Origin of the sequence: Xanthomonas sp. JAI131, assembly GCF_013410075.1 — a bacterium.
Lineage (GTDB): Bacteria > Pseudomonadota > Gammaproteobacteria > Xanthomonadales > Xanthomonadaceae > Xanthomonas_A > Xanthomonas_A bonasiae.
The window spans coordinates 424,746-443,724 of the sequence record NZ_JACCCN010000003.1; the positions used below are offsets into that span (position 1 = coordinate 424,746).

Genomic DNA, 18,979 nt, shown 5'->3' on the forward strand with positions numbered 1-18,979 from the left:
TCACCGATAGACCCGGTCGCGGCTGAAGCCGCTCCTACAGAAGACATAGGACACAAGCGCGATCCGGGCAAACGCGTGGTACTCAGCGCCGGCTGTAATGCGCGACCAGCCGATCGCCGAGCATCTGCAGCCCCTGCACCAGCAACAGCAGCACCGCCACGGTGATCAGCGCCACGTCGGCGTGCGAGCGTTGGTAGCCGTCGCGATAGGCCAGGTCGCCGAGCCCGCCGGAACCGATCGCGCCGCCCATCGCGGTGAAGCCGATCAGGGCGATGGTGGTCACCGTGGCGCCGGCGATCAGCCCCGGCCGCGCCTCGGGCAACAGCACCCGCGTGACCAGTTGCCAGGTGGTCGCGCCCATCGCCAGGCTGGCTTCGACCACGCCACGGTCCACTTCGCGCAGCGCCGTTTCCACCAGCCGCGCATAGAACGGCGCCGCGCCCACCACCAGCGGCAGGATCGCGCCGCGCACGCCCAGCGAGGTGCCCATCGCCCACAGCGTCAACGGGATCATCGCGATCATCAGGATGATGAAGGGCACCGAGCGCAGCACGTTGATCGCCAGCGCCAGCGTGCCGTACAGCAGCGGCCGCTGGTGGGTCTGGCGCGGGCCGGTCAGGAACAGCAGCACGCCCAGCGGCAGGCCGATCAGCAGGGTCAGCGGCAACGAGCCGCCGAGCATCAGCAGCGTGTCCAGCGTGGCGCGGCCGATCTCGGCCCATTTGCCCGCGTCGAGATTGCGGAAGAAGCCAGTGGCGGCGGTCGCGAACGGGATCATCGGCGCAGTTCCTCGACATGCACGCCGGCGGCGACGAACCCGGCCTGCGCCGCGTCCAGGTCGCCGCCGACCAGGGCCACGGTCAGCTGGCCGTACGGGGTGTCCTTGATCCGGTCGATGCGCCCGGACAGGATGTTGTAGTCAACCGCGGTCTCGCGCGCGATGCGTCCGAGCAGCGGGGCGTAGGTGTCGCCGCCGAGGAAGGTCAGGCGCACGATGCGCCCGGCCACCGCGGTGAAGTCGCGATGCAGTTCGCCCTCGTCCACGTGTTCGGCCTCGGACACGAAGCGGCGCGTGGTCGGATGGCGCGGGTGCAGGAACACCTCGGTGACCGGCCCGCTCTCGACCAGATGCCCGGCATCGAGCACCGCCACGCGGTCGCAGACGCGGCGGATCACTTCCATCTCATGGGTGATCAGCACGATGGTCAGGCCCAGCTCGCGATTGATCTGCGCCAGCAGGCTCAGCACCGAGGCGGTGGTCTGCGGATCCAGCGCGCTGGTGGCCTCGTCGCACAGCAGGATCTGCGGCCCGGTGGCCAGCGCGCGGGCGATGCCGACGCGCTGCTTCTGCCCGCCCGACAGCTGCGCCGGATACTTGTTGGCGTGCTCGGCCAGGCCGACCCGGGCCAGCAGTTCGGCCACCCGCGCGTCGATCTGCGCGCGCGCGGTGCCGGCCAGTTCCAGCGGGAAGGCGACGTTGCCGGCCACCGTGCGCGAGGACAGCAGGTTGAAGTGCTGGAAGATCATGCCGATGCGCCGGCGCAGCGTGCGCAGCCCGGCACGGTCCAGCGCGGTGACGTCCTCGCCGTCGATCAGCAGGCGCCCGCCGCTGGGCTCCTCGAGCCGGTTGATCAGCCGGATCAGCGTGGACTTGCCGGCGCCGGAATGGCCGATGATGCCGAACACCTCGCCGGCCCGGATCTCCAGGTCGAGCGGATGCAGCGCCACGACCGATTGGCCGGCGACGGAGTAGGACTTGTGCAGGTGCTCGAACTGGATCACCGCGCGGGGCCGGCAGCGAAGGGGGCGCAAAGCCTAGCAGGCCAGGCCTGCAGGCGTTATTCCATTCGATTCTAACGCTTGCGCCCGGAACGCCGCCGGCAACGGCAAAGGGCTAGGGATGCGCCAGCGGCGGCGGCCGCACAGTGGCGCGGACCCGCTCGCGGTGCAGCAGGTACAGGCCACTGGCGACGATGATCGCCGCGCCCACCCAGGTCCAGGCGTCGGGCAGCTTGCGCCACAGCAGCCAGTCCCACGGGATCACCCAGATCAGGCCGCTGTACTCCAGCGGCGCGATCAGCGAGGCGTCGCCGCGGCGGAACGCCTGGGTCAAGGCTACCTGCCCCAGCGCGCCGGCCAGGCCGAGCGTGGCGATCCAGCCGGCATCGGCCAGGCGCAGCGGGATCCAGGCCGGCCACGCCAGCGCGCCGGCGCCGAGCGCCATGATCAGCAGGAACCAGACCACCAGCGATTGCGGCGTCTCGGTGCGCGCCAGCAGGCTGACCAGCACCGCCGCGAGCGCGTAGGCGGTGGCCGCCAGCAGCACCATCAGCCCCGGCAGCGAGACGAAGCCGCCCACGCCCGGGCGCAGCACCACCAGCACGCCGACCAGGCCGATGCCGATCGCGGCCCAGCGCCGCGGGCCGACGTGTTCGCCCAGCAGCGGCACCGACAACGCCGTCACCAGCAGCGGCGCGACGAAGTAGATGGTGTAGGCGGTGGACAGCGGCAGGCTGCGCAGCGCCCAGGCGAAGCAGCCGATCATCGCGATGCCGAGCACGCCGCGCAGCAGGTGCAGGCCCCAGCGCACCGGCACGATCGAACGCGGGCCGGCGGTGGCCAGCACCCACAGCAGCACGAACGGCAGCGAGGCGCCGCCGCGCAGCGTGGCCACCTGCAGCGCCGGATAGTGCGCGGTCAGCAGCTTCATCGCCGCATCCATCAGCGCGAAGCAGGCGACCGCCGCGATCATCCAGGCGGCGGCCGCGGTATTGGAACGTGAGCTGGGCATGCGCGGATTATCGCCGCGATCGGGCGCCCCGCCCACCCGTGCAGACGGTCACGTCGTGGCAGCGGCTGCGCTGACGCCGGGCGCGCACCGCTGCCGCGCTGCGGCGCATCGCGCCGAACTGCCGATCGCGGCGGCGGGCAGCGGCGCTGCAGCGAGATCGGTAGGATAGGGGGTCTTTCCCGAGGACCTGCCATGCCTTCCTTCGACGTCGTCTCCGAAATCGACAAGCACGAACTGACCAATGCCATCGACCAGGCGAACCGCGAGCTGTCGACCCGTTTCGATTTCAAGGGCGTGGAGGCCAGCTTCGAGCTCGACGACCAGGTTATTAACCAGGCCGCGCCCAGCGACTTCCAGGTCAAGCAGATGACCGACATTCTGCGCGCGCGGCTGATCGCGCGCGGCATCGACGTGCGCTGCCTGGAATTCGGCGACGTGGAGACCAACCTGGCCGGCGCGCGGCAGAAGGTCACGGTCAAGCAGGGCATCGAGCAGAAGCTGGCCAAGAAGATCGTCGCCACGATCAAGGACGCCAAGCTCAAGGTGGAAGCGCAGATCAACGGCGACAAGCTGCGCATCAGCGGCAAGAAGCGCGACGACCTGCAGGACGTGATGGCGCTGCTGAAGAAGAGCGACTTCGAACTGCCGCTGCAGTTCGAGAATTTCCGCGACTGAGCCGCGGGCGGCGCCATGCGCGCCGCATCCGCCCCGCCCGATCGCCGCCCGCCCTCGCCCGCCGGAATCGCCTTGAACGACCTCGACCCCACCGTTGACCCGATCGCGCTGACCCGGCAATGGCTGGAACGCGCGGTGATCGGCCTGAACCTGTGCCCGTTCGCCAAGGCGGTGCACGTCAAGCAGCAGATCCGCTACGTGCTCAGCGACGCGACCACGCCCGAGGCCTTGCTGGAAGAGTTGAGCGAGGAACTGCTGTTGCTGCGCGACACGCCGGCCGAGCAGGTCGACACGACGTTGATCGTGCACCCGCAGGTGCTGGGCGATTTCCTGGACTACAACGATTTCCTGGACAACGCCGACGCCGCGGTGGACGCGCTGGACCTGCACGGCATCCTGCAGGTGGCCAGCTTCCATCCGCACTACCAGTTCGCCGGCACCGCGCCGGACGACATCGGCAACTACACCAACCGCGCGCCCTTCCCCACCCTGCACCTGCTGCGCGAGGACAGCGTGGAACGCGCGGTGGCCGCGTTCCCGGATGCGGACGTGATCGTGGAGCGCAATCTGCAGACGTTGGAGAAGCTCGGCCTGGATGGTTGGAAGCGCTTGTTCGAGTGAAGCGCGGATCATTCCCGGTCCCGCATCGCTGCGAGCTCTTTCACTCAATCGCGGGAACCCATCGTTGTGGGAGCGACTTCAGTCGCGACAGGCGTTACCGATCAAGCCCGTCGCGACTGAAGTCGCTCCCACAACACCTCGTCCACTTCAAGCACCTGGGTGGCCATTGCACCAGGCGGAAGGACGCCGGCTTTTCCGAATCCCGCATCCCGATTATCGAACCCCGGCACCTCACCCGAATACCCGCTGCAAATCCTCCGCCTCCAGCGCCCGCCACCGTCCCGCCGGCAATGCGTCCTCCAGCGCAAAGCCGCCGATGCGGCTGCGGTGCAGCGCCACCACGTGGTTGCCGACCGCGGCGAACATGCGCCGCGCCTGGTGGTAGCGGCCTTCGTACAGGGTGATGCGCGCCTGACGCGGGCCCAGCACCTCCAGTTGCACCGGCAGCAGCGGCGTGGTCTCGCCGTCCAGCAGCAGCGTGCCGCTGGCGAACTGCGCCGCCTCGTCGCCGCGCAGGTCCTCGGCCAGGGTCGCTTCGTAGACCTTGGCCAGCTGCGATTTCGGCGAGACGATGCGATGCAGCAGCGCGCCGTCGTCGGTCATCAGCAGCAGGCCGCTGGTGTCGCGGTCCAGCCGCCCGACCGTGGACAGCAACGGCGAGCGCAGGCGGAAGCGCGGCGGCAGCAGGTCGTAGACGATGCGGCCCGGATCCTTGGTCGAACAGGTGTAGCCGACCGGCTTGTGCAGCGCCAGGATCAGCCCCGGCGGCGGGTCCAGCGCCTCGCCGTCGACCCGGATCGCGGCATGTTCGACGCGGTCGTCGGCGTACAGCACCTCGCCGTCGGCATCGGTGATGCGGCCTTCGCGGAACATCAGGGTGACCTGCTTGCGGCTGCCGTAGCCCAGGTTGGCCAGGTGCTTGACCAGCTTCACCGGCGCACCGTGGCGCGGGCGCGCACCGCCAGGATCAACTTGAAGCCGTCGCGGGTGGCGATCACGCGGGTCTCGCCGAAGCTGGCGTCGAGCACCGCCTCGTACGGCAGGTGCCGGTTCGCGACCAGGTACAGCCTGCCGCCGGGCTTGAGCGCCTGCGCGGCCACGGCGATGAAGCGGCGGCCGATGTCTGGGCGCTCCATGCGCCCGGGCGCATGGAACGGGGGATTGGTGACGATGAAGTCGTACTGCGCCGGCAGCCCGGCGGTCACGTCGTGCCAGTGGTAGCCCATCTCCACCGCGGCCGGCGCCTGCGCCAGGTTCGATCGCGCCAGCGCCAGCGCGCGCGCATCGGCCTCGAACAGGTCCAATGCGGCGATCTTCGGGCAACGCGCGAGCAATTCCGCCGACAGGTAGCCATAGCCGGCACCCAGGTCGGCGCCGCGGCCGGTCAGGTCGGCCGGCAGGTGCTCGGCCAGCAGCGCCGAGGCCGGATCGATGCGGTCCCAGGCGAACACGCCGGGGCGGCTGCGGAAGCGCCCGTCCAGGATCGGCCGCGCCGCGTCCAGCCTGGCCCAGCGCTGCTGCAGCGCGGCGTCGTGGCCGCCGTGCAGCGGCGCGGTCCAGTACACCCGGCAGTGGTGCTTGGTCAGCTTGCCGCCGAGGCCGGCCAGCTGCTGCAGGTCGTCCTCGCCGGAACGGGCGCCCTCGTTGTTGGACTGGCACGCCACCACCACCCCGCCCGGCGCGGCCAGCACCAGCGCGCGCGCCAGCAGCGCCCGCGCCTCGTCGCGCTGGCGCGGCGGCAGCACCAGCACCAGCGCATAGCCGCCGGCGTCGTCGTGGTCGTCGGCATCCTCGGCGCGGACCTGCCAGCCGCCCTGCTCCAGGGCGGTAGCGAACGGGCGGTAGCCCTGCTCGCAGACCAGCTGCGCCGGCTGCGCGTGCTGGCGCAGCGCCCAGCCGTCGCGCGCGCGCAGGAACAGCACCTTGCCGGCCGGCCAGCGCAGCGCGCCTTGGGCGAAGGGCAGGAACAGGGTGTCGAGGGGAGCGTCTTGCAGAGCCGGCATCGGGATCGGAATCGGTCGGGGAGCGCGCATTCTACCGGCAGCCCGGCGCCGGCCCGGTTTTGCGCTAAACGAACACATCATTGATGCAACGGCAACATTGGCGCGCCTAGGCTGCAAAGAACCCCGACAGATGGAGAGGCATATGCGCGCAGTGTTCATCGGTGGCGTCGTCGACAACAGCGAAGTGGATCTGGAAGGCAGCCAACCGCCGCTGCACTATCCGGAAAACACCGGCACCGGACGCCCGCGCTACCGCCTGCACCAGCGCGGCGAGCGCGACGACGGCAGCGTGGTCTACGCGGTCTATGCCGCGCCCGAACTCGGCGATGCCGAGGTGGAACGCGTGGTCGGCGAGCGCGGCTATGCGCGCCGCTTCGGCGTGGAGCCGGCGCCGGTGGAGCATTAGGGCGAAGCGGAGCGCGCTGGATCGCTCGCTCCGGCGACTTGCCAGGACTGGGTATTTCGACCCAGATGCGGTTACTTGTAGGAGCGACTTCAGTCGCGACGGGCCTTATCGGTAGAGCCCGTCGCGACTGAAGTCGCTCCTACATTCGATCGGCGGTTCTTTCGATCGGAATCAAATCGCCGCATGAAGATACGGCGACTCACAGCTCTGCGGAGTTGCGCGCTGAGGCTCGCCGCCTGGTCAGCTGCGGCGAATGGCCACAGGCAAGCTTGAGCCAACGCAACAAGCCGCCTGCTTTTGCCGAAGTACAGACACATCGGTCATCAACGCCATGCGCGCCGATGGTCGCGACGATCCTGAGTCCGCAATAAAAGACAGAGCGCGTGTCGCTACCGGCATGCCAACGATGGGATGTGGCGCGAGGGAGCTTTCGGCACTGCGCCCGGCCCTGCAAGAGAGCCGGGCGCAGCCACCGACCAGCGCAGGTTACGGCCCGGCCTTCGGCGTCACCCGCCAGATCACGTTGCCGACATCGTCGGCCACCAGCAACGCGCCAGGCTTGTCCACCGCCACCCCGACCGGACGGCCCTGGGCCTTGCCTTCGGCATCGAGGAAGCCGGTCAGCACGTCCTGCGCCTTGCCGCTGGGCTTGCCGTTGGCAAAGGGCACATAGATCACCTTGTACCCGGACGGCGGATCGCGGTTCCAGGAGCCGTGCTGGCCGATGAAGGCACCGCCCTGATACGCCTGCGGCAGCAGCGCGCCTTCGTAGAAGGTCAGGCCCAGCGAGGCGGTATGCGCGCCCAGCGCGTAGTCGGGCTTGATCGCGCTGGCCACCATCTCCGCGTTCTGCGGCTGCACGCGTTCGTCCACGTGCTGGCCGTAGTAGCTGTACGGCCAGCCGTAGAAGCCGCCTTCGCGCACCGAAGTCAGGTAGTCGGGCACCAGATCGCTGCCGATCTCGTCGCGCTCGTTGACCACCACCCACAACGTGTCCGCACCGGGCTGCCAGGCCAGGCCCACCGGATTGCGCAGGCCGCTGGCGAACACCCGGGTGGCGCCGCTCTGCGCATCCACTTCCAGGATCGCGGCACGATTGAGCTCGGCGTCCATGCCGTTCTCGGCGACGTTGCTGTTGGACCCCACGCCGACATACAGCTTCTTGCCGTCGCGGCTGGCCAGCAGGCTCTTGGTCCAGTGATGGTTGATGCCGCCCGGCAGGTTGGCGACGAAGCTCGGCGGTGCGCTGATCTGGGTGTCGCCGTCCTTGTACGGGAAACTGACCAGCGCGTCGGCATTGGCGACGTACAGGCGGTCGCCGACCAGGGCGATGCCGAACGGCGAATACAGCCCCTTGAGGAATTGCGTGCGCACCTCCGCCACGCCGTCGCCATCGGCGTCGCGCAGCAAGGTGATGCGGTTGGCGCTGGGCACGGTGGAACCGGCCTTGGCCATCATCGCGCCCTGGATCTTGTCGCGCAGGCCGCTGCTCTCTTTTTCCGGCGCGGGCGGCGCGGCGGTCTCGGCCACCAGCACGTCGCCGTTGGGCAGCACGTACAGCCAGCGCGGGTGGTCCAGGTCGCGGGCGAAGGCCTGCACCGCCAGGCCGGCGGCCGGCACCGGCGCGGCGCCATCGGCCCAGCGCTTGACCTCGGCGACCTTCACCGTGGGAATCATGCGCTTGACCGGATCGGGCAACACCGGATCGGGCCCCATCCCCTCCTCGATGGAATGCTTGGCGGTATCGCCACAAGCGCTCAACGCGGCAGCGGACAGGAGACACAGTGCCCAACGGGCCGGGGACGAGGGAAGGCGCATCGCTGCTCAACTCTCCAGGGTGGCGACAGGACCACCGATGATGCACAGCACGCGCTCGGCAAACGTGAAATAGATGTCAATTGCGGCGACGCGCCGGCATACCGCGGTCACGATGCGGGGGCCAACGGCTGCACTTCGCGGATCCGGTCCAGCCAGATGTAGTGCTGCTGCGCAGGATCCAGCAGATCGTCCAGCCGCAGCACGCCGTTGATGCCCTCGTGTTCGTGGTGGTCGCGAAAGGTCTGCAAGGTGGGCCGCACCGAGACCGTGCCGCTGACCTGGGTGCCGTCGTCCAGCAGCACCAGGACCTGCGCCTGTTCCGGCAAGTGCGGCAACCATGCCTGCAGCGCGGCGATGGTTTCCGGATCGGTGTGCACCGCGTCGGCGTATTTGCTCATGCGCCTCTCCAGCGAGGGAAACCGGGAACGCTAGCGGCCATGGCGTGAATGCCCGGGAAAAACGCCGGAGCTACCCCTGCCGCGCGAAACGCACCGCGGACACCAACTGCGCCACGCTGTACGGCTTGGCCAGATGCTCCTGGAAACCGGACTGCAAGGCGCGCTGCCGATCGTCGTCGCGCGCCAGCGCGGTCACCGCCACCGCCGGCAACTCGGCCGCCTGCAGGCCCATGTTCTCGCGGATCGTGCGGATCAGGCCGTAGCCGTCCATGCCAGGCATGCCGATATCGGTGACCATCACGTCGATACGGGCGTGGCCGACATCGTCGAGCACCGCCAGCGCCTCGCTGGCGGAACCGGCCGCGACCACTTCGGCGCCCTGCTCCTCGAGCAGCCGCCGCAGGTATTCGAGCATGTCCGGCTGGTCTTCCACCGCCAACAGGCGCATGCCCTTCAGCGCGTACGCCTCCACCACCTGCTCTGCCATCGCGAAGGCGCGCACCTCGCGCAGCGGCCGTTTGCCCGGCGTATTGCGGTGCAATGGCAGGCGCACGGTGAACACCGAACCGCAGCCGCGGCCGTCGCTGGCGGCGCTGACCTGGCCGCCATGCATTTCCACCAGCTGCTGCACGATCGCCAGGCCCAGGCCGAGCCCGCCGTGCAGACGCGTGGTGGTGCCGTCGGCCTGGCGGAACCGGCCGAACAGGTGCGGCAGGAAGTCCGGCGGAATGCCGTCGCCGGAATCGCGCACCGCCACCGTCACGTGCTCGCCATCGGCATCGAGGTCGATCACCAGCTCGATCCGCCCATGCGCCGGGGTGAACTTGATCGCGTTCGACAACAGGTTCCAGAACACCTGCTGCAGGCGCGTGGCATCGCCCAGCACCAGGCACGGCTGCGGCGGCTCGCGCAGGCTCAGCGCCTGGTCCTTGCCTTCGGCTACCGGCTCCTGCGCGCGCAGCGCCTCGCGCACCTGTTCGGTCAGGTCCAGCGTCTCGATTTCCAGCTGCACCTTGCCCAGCAGCATGCTGCTGAGATCGAGCATGTCCGAGATCAGCCGCTGTTGCGCGCGCGCGCTGCTGGCGATCACCGACAGGCCCTTGCTGCTCGGATCGCCCGGCGGCAGCCGTTGCAGCAGCAGGTCGCTCCAGCCAAGGATCGTGGTCAGCGGGGTGCGCAGCTCGTGCGACAGCGTGGCCAGGAATTCGTCCTTCAGCCGCGCCATGCTCTCGGCGGCGTTGCGCGCGCTGCGCTCCGATTCCAGCAGCTGTTCGCGGGCCAGTTCGATGTCGCGGCGCTCGGTGACGTCCGGGCTGCTGCCGGCCAGGCCGATGAACTCGCCCTCGGCCGAATAGCGCGGCACCGCGGTCATTTCCACCCAGCGCCAGGCGCCGTCGTGGCGGCGCGCCCGCACCAGCGCGCGCAGGTTGCGCTGTTCTTCCAGCGCGCTGCGCAGTTCGAAGGCGAACACGCCGGCGTCCTGCGGATGCAGCACGTCGCCCCAACCCGGCTGCGCGTCATCGGCCTGCAGGTCGATGCCGAAGAATTCGGCGTAGGCGGTATTGGTGAAGCGCAACTGGCCGGTGGCGTCCAGCACCCAGACCGGCATCGGCAGGCCCTCGGCGAGCGCGCTGAAGCGCGCCTCGCTCTCGGCCAGGTCGCGCTCCACGCGCTTGCGTTCGGTGATGTCGAGGAACTGCACGGCGACCAGGCACTGTTCCGGCGCACCGATGCGGAACGCATCCACCGCCCACCAGCGGCCCAGCGCGGACGCGTAGTTCTCGAACTTGGTCGAGCGCCCGCTCAGCGCGACCTCGCCGTATGCGCGGAACCAGTGTTCCTCGTGGGTCGGCGACAGCTCGCGCATGCGCCGGCCGATCACGTCGCGCATGCCGGTCTCGCGCTCGAACGCCAGATTGACCTCCAGGAACACGTAATCGACGGCGCGTCGGGCTTCGTCGAACAGCACCTGCACCACGCAGAAACCGGAGTCGATCTTGTCGAAGATCTCGCGGTAGTGCAGGCCCGACGCCTGCGTGCGCGACGTGGAGGAAGATTCGGTGCTGACATGCATGAGGGAGTTTGCTCTGAAGACGGCCTGCGGTGGCAGAGGCGACGACGCGCTCCGCGCCTGCGGCGCGATGACGATGGCTCAGGACCGGAAAATGCTCAGCCCGGAACAGCGCGACAGACCCCGCATCTTGTTAAGCCGCTCCGCTGCCGTCAAGCCGGCCAGACTGGCCGGTGCTGCAGCCGCACCGGGTCACCAGAGAAAAGCGACGACCAGCACGATCCCCAGAAGGGACAGCGCGATGCCGGCGATGACGCCCCATTGGGTCAACCGCGCGCTGCGCAGCGCCTGCTCTTCCAGCCAGCGTTCGGCCTCCTGCCGCCACGGCGGCGGTGGCGACTGATCCAGCATCTGCTGCACCCGCACCACCCCCAGTTCGCGGCATTGCTGCCGGCACTGTTCGGGCGCGGCGACGTCGTCGGGCGCGATTGCATAGGACATGCGTGGTCTCCTTGTCTCTCTAGCCCAGCGTGAAACGCGGGCTGTCGCTGGCCAGTTCGTGCTCCACCGCCATCCGCGCCAGGCGCGTGTAGTTCGCGCGCGGGCCGGCGCCGCGGCCCACGATCAGGCCCAGGTATTCCAGGCCGGTCCAGACCCGCGCCTTCCACTCGACCCCGCTCTCGGCCAGGACCAGGGTCAGCGAATAGCGGAACGCCTGTCCCTGCGGACTGCGGTAGGCATAGATCGGCGGAAACTGCACGGCCACGTCCTGCTGCTCGCCCAGCGAGGCCAGGTAGCGGCGCAGTTCCTGACGCACGTCTTCGCCCGGGTTCAGGCGCAGGTGGCGCGCCGCCGCATCCAGGTCGGCCTGCTGATCGACGAAACTGGCCGCACCGCTCGCCGGGCTGTGCCCGTGCCGCTTGGCCCAGTCGATGAACTGCAGGCGGACGTCCGACGCTGCGTGGGCCTGGTGGAACAGCGGCATCTTCATGCGATCGATCCCCGAATCGTGTTCATGTGTGAATGTGCGGATGGTCGCGCGGGCGGCGTGAAGCACGCGGCGACGCAGCGTGAACCGCACGTCACATGCCGGGGCTCATGAACCGGCGGAGAACGATGGCGGCCGGCGGGCGCGGCGCGATTGCGGCGGCGCCCGCGCAGGCACACACTGGCGGGGCCGTTTCCGTGGAGATCCGCGATGAAGATCCGATATGCCTGGACGGCGCTGGCCCTGGCCTGCCTGGTGGCGGGCGGCGCCTCCGCCGAAGTCCGCAACGTCACCGATCCGCAGGCCGCGCGCAGCACCGAGGGCGACAGCCCGGTGCAGGTGCGCTGGACCGACCCCGCCGCCTTCAGCGAACTGCGCTACAGCCGCAATCGCTGGGAAGCGCAACGCGGCGACTGGGTGCGCGACCTGGCCGATTACCTGCAGCAGCGCGCCAGCAAGCAACTGGCGCCCGGCCAGCGGCTGGAGGTGGAGCTGACCGACATCAAGCGCGCCGGCGACTACGAGTCCTGGCACGGCCCGCAATGGAACGATGTGCGGGTGATGCGCGATATCTACCCGCCGCGGATCAGCCTGACGTTCACCCTGTACGGCGCCGATGGACAGGTGCTGGAGCAGGGCGAGCGCAAGCTGCTCGACAGCAGCTACCTGATGAACAGTTCGATCGGCCTGAACACCGACCCGCTGCGCTACGAGAAGCGGATGCTCGACGACTGGCTGCGTCGCCAGTTCCGCGACAAGGCGGCGGTGGCCGAGCGCTGAGCGGGTGGCGTGTCTTCGGGGGCCTGTCTGTCGCGGCTGAAGCCGCTCCTACAAGGCGCTCGCGGTGAGGGTGCTGGGTGCACGCAGGAGGGGCTTAAGCCCCGACGGTATCCGACGCCGGAGGTCTGTCGCTCCGCCTGTCGCGGCTAAAGCCGCTCCTACAAGGTGCGGCGTCGGTCAGGCGCCGGCGGCCGCTCAGCTGTCCAGGTACTGCCGCGGCGCGCGCTTGAGTCCGCACAGCAGGCGGTAGGCGCTGGAGCTGCAGCGCGCCGCCAGGGTGTCGATGCGCGGCTGCGCGCCCCACAGTTGCACCTCGCTGCCGAGCCCGGCCTGCGGGTGCTCGGTGAGATCCACGGTCAGCATGTCCATCGACACCCGCCCGATCAGCGCGCCGGGCGCCCCGTCGATCAGCACCGGGGTGCCGTTCGGCGCGAACTGCGGATAGCCGTCGGCATAGCCGATCGCCACCACGCCGACCCGGGTCGGCCGCGGCGCGACGAAACGCGCGCCGTAGCCCACCGGCTCGCCGACCGCCAGCTCGCGTACCGCGATCACCTTGGACTGCAGGGTCATCACCGGGCGCAGCTCGCCCGGCAGCTCGGCGCCGGCGGCGAACGGGTCGGCGCCGTACAGCATCAGCCCGGGCCGGCCCCAGTCGCTGTGCAGTTGCGGCCAGCCCAGCAGGCCCGGCGAATTGCACAGGCTGGTCTCGCCGGCCAGGCCGGCGGTGGCCTGGCGGAACACCTCGGCCTGCTCCAGGGTGCGCGCGCTGTCCAGTTCGTCGGCGCGCGCGAAATGGCTCATCAGCACCAGCCGCTCGACCTGCGGCAGCGCGCTCAGCCGCGCATGCGCGGCACGGAATTCGTCGGGCGCCAGGCCCAGCCTGTGCATGCCGCTGTCCAGCTTCAGCCACAGGCACAGCGGTTGCGGCGCGGCATAGGCGGCGATCGCCTCCACCTGCCACGGCGAGGCCACCGCGCACCACAGCCTGTGTTCGGCGATCAGCGGCAGTTCGTCGGCGTCGAAGAAGCCTTCCAGCAGCAGGATCGGCGCGGCGATGCCGGCCTGGCGCAGCTCCAGCGCCTCCTCGATGCAGGCCACCGCGAAGCCGTCGGCCTCCGCTTCCAGCGCGCGCGCGCAGGCCACCGCGCCGTGCCCGTAGGCATCGGCCTTGACCACCGCCAGCGCCTTGCCGCCGCCCAGTCGCCGGGCCAGGCGGTAGTTGTGGCGCAGCGCCTGCAGATCGATCAACGCACGGGCTGGGCGCACGAACTTGCCTCTGCGACGGGCGCCGAGGCGCCACGCGAATAACGGAAAATGTCCAGGCCCTCGCCGCTGATCTGCGGCCGGCGCTGGGCGATCAGGTCGGCCAGGTAGCGACCGGAGCCGCAGGCCATGGTCCAGCCCAGGGTGCCGTGGCCGGTGTTGAGGAACAGGTTGCGGTAGCCGGTGGCGCCGACCACCGGGGTGCCGTCGGGCGTGGCCGGGCGCAGCCCGGTCCAGAATTCGGCGCGGGCCAGATCGCCGCCGCGCGGGTACAAGTCGTTCACTACGTTTTCCAGGGTGGCGCGGCGCCGCGCCGGCAGCGACAGGTCGAAGCCGGCCAGTTCGGCCATGCCGCCGACGCGGATGCGCTGGTCGAAGCGGGTGATCGCTACTTTGTAGGTTTCGTCGAGGATCGTGGACATCGGGGCCAGCGCCGCGTCGCGGATCGGCAACGTCAGCGAATAGCCCTTCAACGGATACACCGGCAGGCGGATGCCCAGCGGCGCGAGCAGCTGCGGAGAATAGCTGCCCAGGGCGACCACGTAGCGATCGGCGCGCTCCAGGCGGCCGCCGATGCGCACGCCGTCGAGGCGGTCGCCATCGGCATGCAGGCCGTCGATCGTCTCGCCGTAGCGGAACTGCACGCCGGCCGCGGCGGCCAGCGCGGCCAGGCGCTGGGTGAACAGGCGGCAATCGCCGGTCTGGTCGTTGGGCAGGCGCAGCGCGCCGACCAGGGTGGCCGGGGCGCTGGCCAGCGCCGGCTCGATCCGGGCGATGCCGGCGCGGTCGAGCAGTACGTAGGGCACGCCGTACTCGCGCAGCACCTCGATGTCCTTGGCCGCGCCGTCCAGCTGCGCCTGGGTGCGGAACAGCTGGGTGGTGCCGAGCTGGCGGCCTTCGTAGGCGATGCCGGTGTCGGCGCGCAGCTGGTCCAGGCAGTCGCGGCTGTACTCGGACAGCCGCACCATGCGCGCCTTGTTGATCGCATAGCGCTCGGCGGTGCAGTTGCGCAGCATCTGCGCCAGCCACAGGTACTGGCGGATGTCGCCGGTGGGGGTGATGGCCAGCGGCGCGTGGCGCTGGAACAACCATTTCAGCGCCTTCAGCGGCACCCCGGGCGCGGCCCACGGCGAGGCGTAGCCGGGCGACACCTGGCCGGCGTTGGCATAGCTGGTCTCCAGCGCGGCCGCGGGCTGGCGATCGACCACCGTCACCTCGCAGCCGCTGCGCGCCAGATACCACGCCGTGGCCGTGCCGATCACACCGCTGCCGAGAACCAGAACCCGCATGCGCTTACCTCTGTCGGATCAAATCCCTGGCTGAATGGCGCCACGGATGGGTTTAGGCGCAGTATATGGAGCGCAAGCCAGGATTTTCCGCTGATTTTAGAATCCCCGGCAGGGTAATCCCCTGTCCCAGCCCACCGAGACCCGCGCCATGGCCGCACGCGCCCGCGAACTGGACAAGATCGACCGCAAGATCCTGCGCATTCTGCAGCAGGAAGGGCGTATTTCCTTCACCGAACTGGGCGAGCGGGTCGGCCTGTCGACCACGCCGTGCACCGAGCGGGTGCGCCGGCTGGAACGCGATGGCGCCATCACCGGCTACTACGCGCGGCTGGACCCGCACTTCCTCAAGGCCAGCCTGCTGGTGTTCGTGGAGATCAGCCTGGCCTACAAGTCCGGCGACATCTTCGAGGAGTTCCGCCGCGCGGCCTTGAAGCTGCCCAACGTGCTGGAGTGCCACTTGGTCTCCGGCGATTTCGACTACCTGCTCAAGGCGCGGATCAGCGAGATGGCCTCGTACCGCAAGCTGCTCGGCAGCACCCTGCTGACCCTGCCGCACGTGCGCGAGTCCAAGAGCTACATCGTGATGGAAGAGGTGAAGGAGACGCTGAGCCTGCCGATCGCCGACTGAGCGCAAGCCCCTCTCCTGCCGGCGACCGAAGGAAGTCCCGTAGGAGAGAGGGGGTTGGGTGAGGGTCCGGCGCGAAGCGACTCGCGGCATTTGGGTGCACGAGGCTGCGCCCGTACCCTCATCCGCCCCTTCGGGGCACCTTCTCCCGACGGGAGAAGGGAGCAGCCCTAGCCCCTCTCCCATCGGGAGAGGGGTTGGGGTGAGGGTCCGGCGCGAAGCGTCTCGCGGAGTTGGGTGCATAAGGCTGCGCCCGTACCCTCATCCACCCTTCGGGCACCTTCCCCGAAAAGGGGACCATGGTCCCGAGAGGAGAAGGGAGTGGGCGCATGCCGCAGCGGCCTGCGCATCGGACGCGCTTACGCCAGCAGCTTTTCCAGCTCGTCGCGCGAGGTGTGCGCGTGGTTCTTGGCCAGTTCCGACACCACCCGCTTCTGGACTTCCTTGTGCAGCAGCGGCCGCAGCTGGCCCAGGGTCTGCGGGTCGGCGACCAGCACCAGGTGCTCGAAGTCGCTGCGCAGCGCGCTCTGGTACAGGCGCTCGGCCAGCTGGCGGACGAAGCCGGCCTCGTCCATGGTCATCGGCCGGTCGCCGTCTTCGACGCCCTCGATCGGCGTGGGCGTCAGCACTTCGGTCTGCTCCAGCAGCGAGGTCTGGCCGGCCAGATTGGTGCGGAACAGGCGTGCGCTGACGCGATCGGCGACGACCACCAGGGTGTTGTCGGGAAGCTTGCTCATCGGTTCTCCTAGCGAAGGTACGGCGCAGGCAGCGGGAGCGCCTGCGTCGGGCCAGTCTAGGAAGCGGTTCGTGAGGATCGCGACCACGGACCGTTGCCGCGCTTTCACGCCACGGCCATGCCGGCCGCCGATCGGCGCCTACTCGTCGATGCGCTGGCCGTCGCCGCTGGGCACGGTGCTGTAGTAGCGGCCGCTGCGCGTGTCCAGCACGCGGTTGGGACCGACCTGCACCGCGCCGGGAATGACGCGCCCGCCGCGGTCGTACAGCTTGACCGGGCGGCGGTCGGCGGCGACATTGGCGCCGTTGGCGGGTGCCGGCTTGGCCTTGGCCGGCTTGTGCGCGGGCGACTGCGAGGACGCCGGGCGATCGTCCAGGCTGGACCGCACCGGCGCGGCCTTGGGCACCGGCGTCGATTCCAGCGCGGTCGACTGGCGGGTGGCGGTCGGCGACGACGGGGCCGGATTCAGGCTCTGCGCCGTCGCCAGCGCCGGTGCCAGCAACGCGATGGCCGCCAGGCGAATGAGGGAAGGATGCACAACCGCTCCGTAGCACCGTGATCGGAACGCCGACGCTAGCGCAAGCGGGGCGCCACGTCGATGCCCCGCCGCTGCGGCTTGATCGCGGCGCCGCCGCCCTCATCTTGTGCGCATCCTTCCGCGTCACAGGCCCCTGCCATGAGCCGATTCGACCTCACGCCTCCCACGTCCGCCGAACGCGAGCAGTTGATCGCCGGGCTCACCGACGAAGAGCGGCGGGTGCTGCTGCAGCACGGGACCGAGGCGCCGTTCTGCGGCGTGTTCCTGGACAACAAGCTGGAAGGCGTCTACAGCTGCCGGCTGTGCGGCCTGCCGCTGTTCCGTTCCAGCGCCAAGTTCGATTCGGGCACCGGCTGGCCCAGCTTCTTCGCGCCCTACCATCCGGCCCACGTGCGCGAGATCCGCGACACCAGCCACGGCATGATCCGCACCGAAATCGTCTGCGCACGCTGCGACAGCCATCTCGGCCACGTGTTCCCGGACGGCCCGCCGCCGAGCGGCGAGCGGCATTGCCTGAACTCGGTGTCGCTGCAATTCACCGAACAGGGCCAGGCGCTGCCGAACCCGTTGCAGCGCGGCGGCGGCGACACCGAACCGGCCTGACCGGCGACGGCCTGGCGCCGCGCGACGCGGAGGGTGACCCACGCGCCCCCTTTGGTTGTTTGCCGATCTTGCCGCGCAGCGCGCGCGGACACGGCCCCACAGCGCAACCCACTCGCACCGCACCCGGCCGCCGGCGCAGGCCTGCAGTCCGATGCGCTGCGCGTGCCAGGGCACCGCGGCGATAGCGGCGCAGACCGCATTCGCTTCGGCGCGCGAACGTGTGCCGCTGCCGATGCTCGGCTGTCCCCTGCGCGTGCATCGGGTCGATGCGGACAGCGCTGCGCGCCATGCCAAGGCCGAGGCAACGTGTGCTGGAACCCTCCGCGCGATGCCGCCACGCTCAGCCTGTTCGAGCACGGCTATACGCTCGAGGAAACGCGCCAAGGCATCGGCGCAGCCGGCTGAAGCCAGGCCTCCACACGCCGGCGTACGCCGCCGCAGCGACGACAAACGTGACGCCTTCAGATGCGTCTTCACGCAGGCGCGGCCGTGCCGCCGCCTTCAGAAAGCCGCCGCCGGGCCGAAATGGAGGTATCCCCGTTCACGGCTCGCAGGCTGCTTCCGCCATGCTCATCATTGTTGGCTTCCTTGTCGTCATCATCAGCGTGGTCGGCGGCTACGTGCTCTCGCACGGCAAGCTCGGCGCGCTGTGGCAGCCTTATGAATTGCTGATCATCGGCGGTGCGGCGCTGGGTGCGTTCCTGGTCAGCACCCCCGGCAAGATCGTCAAGGCGACTTTCGTCGACATCGCCGGCGTGTTCAAGGGCCCGAGGTACAAGTCCGACGACTACCGGGCCACCCTGACCCTGATCTACGAACTGCTGAACAAGGCGCGGCGCGACGGCTTCATGGCGCTGGAAGATCACGTGGAGAAACCGGCCGAAAGCGCGATCTTCAGCAATTATCCGAAGGTGCTGGCCGACCACCACCTGCTCGACTTCATCACCGACTGCCTGCGCCTGATGATCGGCAGCAACATCGAGCCGCACGAACTGGAGCCGCTGCTGGAGCTGGAGCTGGAGAAGCACCACCACGAGGCGATGGCGCCGGCGCATGCGTTGAGCAAGGTCTCCGACGGCCTGCCCGGCTTCGGCATCGTCGCCGCGGTGCTGGGCATCGTCATCACCATGGGCTCGATCGGCGGCCCGATCGAGGAGATCGGCCACCACGTCGGCGCCGCGCTGGTCGGCACCTTCCTCGGCATCCTGCTGGCGTATGGCTTCGTCGCCCCGCTGGCGGCGGCCATGGAAGCGCGCGCCGAACAGGACAGCCGCATTTTCGAGTCGGTGAAGACCGCCCTGCTGGCCTGCCTGCGCGGCTACAACCCGAAGATCGCGCTGGAGTTCGCGCGCAAGACCCTGCCGAGCAACGTGCGGCCGAGCTTCTCGGACTTCGAGACGCACCTGAAGACGATCAAGTAGCGCTGCCGCC

Annotated in this window: 21 protein-coding genes; 7 read left to right on the plus strand and 14 right to left on the minus strand. The window is 69.6% G+C overall.

Annotation, left to right across the window (positions count from 1 at the left end; translation table 11 throughout):
* Positions 1-82: 82 nt before the first annotated feature.
* From HDC36_RS14850 to HDC36_RS14860, 3 genes are all read right to left on the minus strand, one after another.
* Positions 83-778, minus strand: a complete 696-nt coding sequence (locus HDC36_RS14850; RefSeq protein ID WP_179568792.1) for a methionine ABC transporter permease — start codon at positions 776-778, stop codon at positions 83-85.
* The gene (locus HDC36_RS14855) at positions 775-1,782 is read right to left on the minus strand and encodes a methionine ABC transporter ATP-binding protein (RefSeq protein WP_179568794.1); all 1,008 of its coding nucleotides are present in this window, start codon (positions 1,780-1,782) and stop codon (positions 775-777) included. Before HDC36_RS14855 ends, HDC36_RS14850 begins: the two co-directional genes overlap by 4 nt.
* A 112-nt stretch (positions 1,783-1,894) precedes the next feature.
* The gene (locus tag HDC36_RS14860) at positions 1,895-2,791 is read right to left on the minus strand and encodes a DMT family transporter (RefSeq protein ID WP_179568796.1); all 897 of its coding nucleotides are present in this window, start codon (positions 2,789-2,791) and stop codon (positions 1,895-1,897) included.
* A 192-nt stretch (positions 2,792-2,983) separates the two neighbouring features.
* Between HDC36_RS14860 and HDC36_RS14865 the strand changes: the two genes are divergently transcribed.
* A complete protein-coding gene (locus tag HDC36_RS14865; protein ID WP_179568798.1) occupies positions 2,984-3,466 on the plus strand; it encodes a YajQ family cyclic di-GMP-binding protein in 483 nt (160 codons plus the stop codon).
* A gap of 72 nt (positions 3,467-3,538) precedes the next feature.
* On the plus strand, positions 3,539-4,087 hold the full coding sequence (locus tag HDC36_RS14870) for a DUF1415 domain-containing protein (protein ID WP_179568800.1): 549 nt from the start codon (positions 3,539-3,541) through the stop codon (positions 4,085-4,087).
* A 231-nt stretch (positions 4,088-4,318) separates the two neighbouring features.
* Here the strand turns inward: HDC36_RS14870 and HDC36_RS14875 are convergent, their stop codons facing one another.
* Entirely contained in the window at positions 4,319-5,020 is a 702-nt protein-coding gene (locus tag HDC36_RS14875; RefSeq protein WP_179568802.1) for a pseudouridine synthase, read from the minus strand.
* Positions 5,017-6,090, minus strand: coding sequence for a class I SAM-dependent methyltransferase (locus tag HDC36_RS14880; RefSeq protein WP_179568804.1), 1,074 nt, complete (start codon positions 6,088-6,090; stop codon positions 5,017-5,019). The genes HDC36_RS14875 and HDC36_RS14880 overlap by 4 nt, the downstream gene beginning before the upstream one ends.
* Before the next feature lie 142 nt (positions 6,091-6,232).
* On the opposite strand from HDC36_RS14880, the gene HDC36_RS14885 reads away from it, so the two are divergent.
* The gene (locus HDC36_RS14885) at positions 6,233-6,496 is read left to right on the plus strand and encodes a hypothetical protein (protein WP_179568806.1); all 264 of its coding nucleotides are present in this window, start codon (positions 6,233-6,235) and stop codon (positions 6,494-6,496) included.
* Between the two features lie 486 nt (positions 6,497-6,982).
* On the opposite strand, the gene HDC36_RS14890 is transcribed toward HDC36_RS14885, so the two are convergent.
* The 5 genes from HDC36_RS14890 to HDC36_RS14910 form a co-directional block, all read right to left on the minus strand.
* Complete coding sequence (locus HDC36_RS14890; RefSeq protein ID WP_179568808.1) at positions 6,983-8,314, minus strand: sorbosone dehydrogenase family protein; 1,332 nt, start codon at positions 8,312-8,314, stop codon at positions 6,983-6,985.
* 107 nt (positions 8,315-8,421) lie between these two features.
* A complete protein-coding gene (locus HDC36_RS14895) occupies positions 8,422-8,712 on the minus strand; it encodes a DUF3247 family protein (protein ID WP_179568810.1) in 291 nt (96 codons plus the stop codon).
* A gap of 70 nt (positions 8,713-8,782) precedes the next feature.
* Complete coding sequence (locus HDC36_RS14900) at positions 8,783-10,786, minus strand: ATP-binding protein (RefSeq protein ID WP_179568812.1); 2,004 nt, start codon at positions 10,784-10,786, stop codon at positions 8,783-8,785.
* Between the two features lie 189 nt (positions 10,787-10,975).
* Positions 10,976-11,224 (minus strand): hypothetical protein, encoded by a 249-nt coding sequence (locus HDC36_RS14905; RefSeq protein WP_179568107.1) that lies wholly within the window; start codon positions 11,222-11,224, stop codon positions 10,976-10,978.
* Positions 11,225-11,243: 19 nt separating this feature from the next.
* A complete protein-coding gene (locus HDC36_RS14910) occupies positions 11,244-11,714 on the minus strand; it encodes a hypothetical protein (RefSeq protein ID WP_179568814.1) in 471 nt (156 codons plus the stop codon).
* Positions 11,715-11,921: 207 nt separating this feature from the next.
* Here HDC36_RS14910 and HDC36_RS14915 point away from each other — a divergent pair, with 207 nt between their 5' ends.
* Positions 11,922-12,491, plus strand: a complete 570-nt coding sequence (locus HDC36_RS14915; RefSeq protein WP_179568816.1) for a DUF3016 domain-containing protein — start codon at positions 11,922-11,924, stop codon at positions 12,489-12,491.
* Between the two features lie 195 nt (positions 12,492-12,686).
* Here HDC36_RS14915 and alr read toward each other — a convergent pair whose 3' ends face one another.
* Both alr and HDC36_RS14925 read right to left on the minus strand, forming a co-directional pair.
* Entirely contained in the window at positions 12,687-13,760 is a 1,074-nt protein-coding gene (alr, locus tag HDC36_RS14920) for an alanine racemase (RefSeq protein WP_179568817.1), read from the minus strand.
* On the minus strand, positions 13,739-15,046 hold the full coding sequence (locus HDC36_RS14925; RefSeq protein ID WP_179568819.1) for a D-amino acid dehydrogenase: 1,308 nt from the start codon (positions 15,044-15,046) through the stop codon (positions 13,739-13,741). The genes alr and HDC36_RS14925 overlap by 22 nt, the downstream gene beginning before the upstream one ends.
* Before the next feature lie 148 nt (positions 15,047-15,194).
* On the opposite strand from HDC36_RS14925, the gene HDC36_RS14930 reads away from it, so the two are divergent.
* Entirely contained in the window at positions 15,195-15,674 is a 480-nt protein-coding gene (locus HDC36_RS14930; protein ID WP_179568821.1) for an Lrp/AsnC ligand binding domain-containing protein, read from the plus strand.
* A gap of 356 nt (positions 15,675-16,030) precedes the next feature.
* Here HDC36_RS14930 and HDC36_RS14935 read toward each other — a convergent pair whose 3' ends face one another.
* Complete coding sequence (locus HDC36_RS14935; protein WP_179568823.1) at positions 16,031-16,408, minus strand: host attachment protein; 378 nt, start codon at positions 16,406-16,408, stop codon at positions 16,031-16,033.
* A 138-nt stretch (positions 16,409-16,546) separates the two neighbouring features.
* Entirely contained in the window at positions 16,547-16,945 is a 399-nt protein-coding gene (locus tag HDC36_RS14940; RefSeq protein WP_179568824.1) for a hypothetical protein, read from the minus strand.
* Between the two features lie 138 nt (positions 16,946-17,083).
* Between HDC36_RS14940 and msrB the strand changes: the two genes are divergently transcribed.
* Both msrB and motA read left to right on the plus strand, forming a co-directional pair.
* Positions 17,084-17,548 (plus strand): peptide-methionine (R)-S-oxide reductase MsrB, encoded by a 465-nt coding sequence (msrB, locus tag HDC36_RS14945; protein ID WP_179568826.1) that lies wholly within the window; start codon positions 17,084-17,086, stop codon positions 17,546-17,548.
* Positions 17,549-18,114: 566 nt separating this feature from the next.
* Entirely contained in the window at positions 18,115-18,969 is an 855-nt protein-coding gene (gene motA / locus HDC36_RS14950) for a flagellar motor stator protein MotA (protein WP_179568828.1), read from the plus strand.
* Positions 18,970-18,979 lie beyond the last annotated feature (10 nt).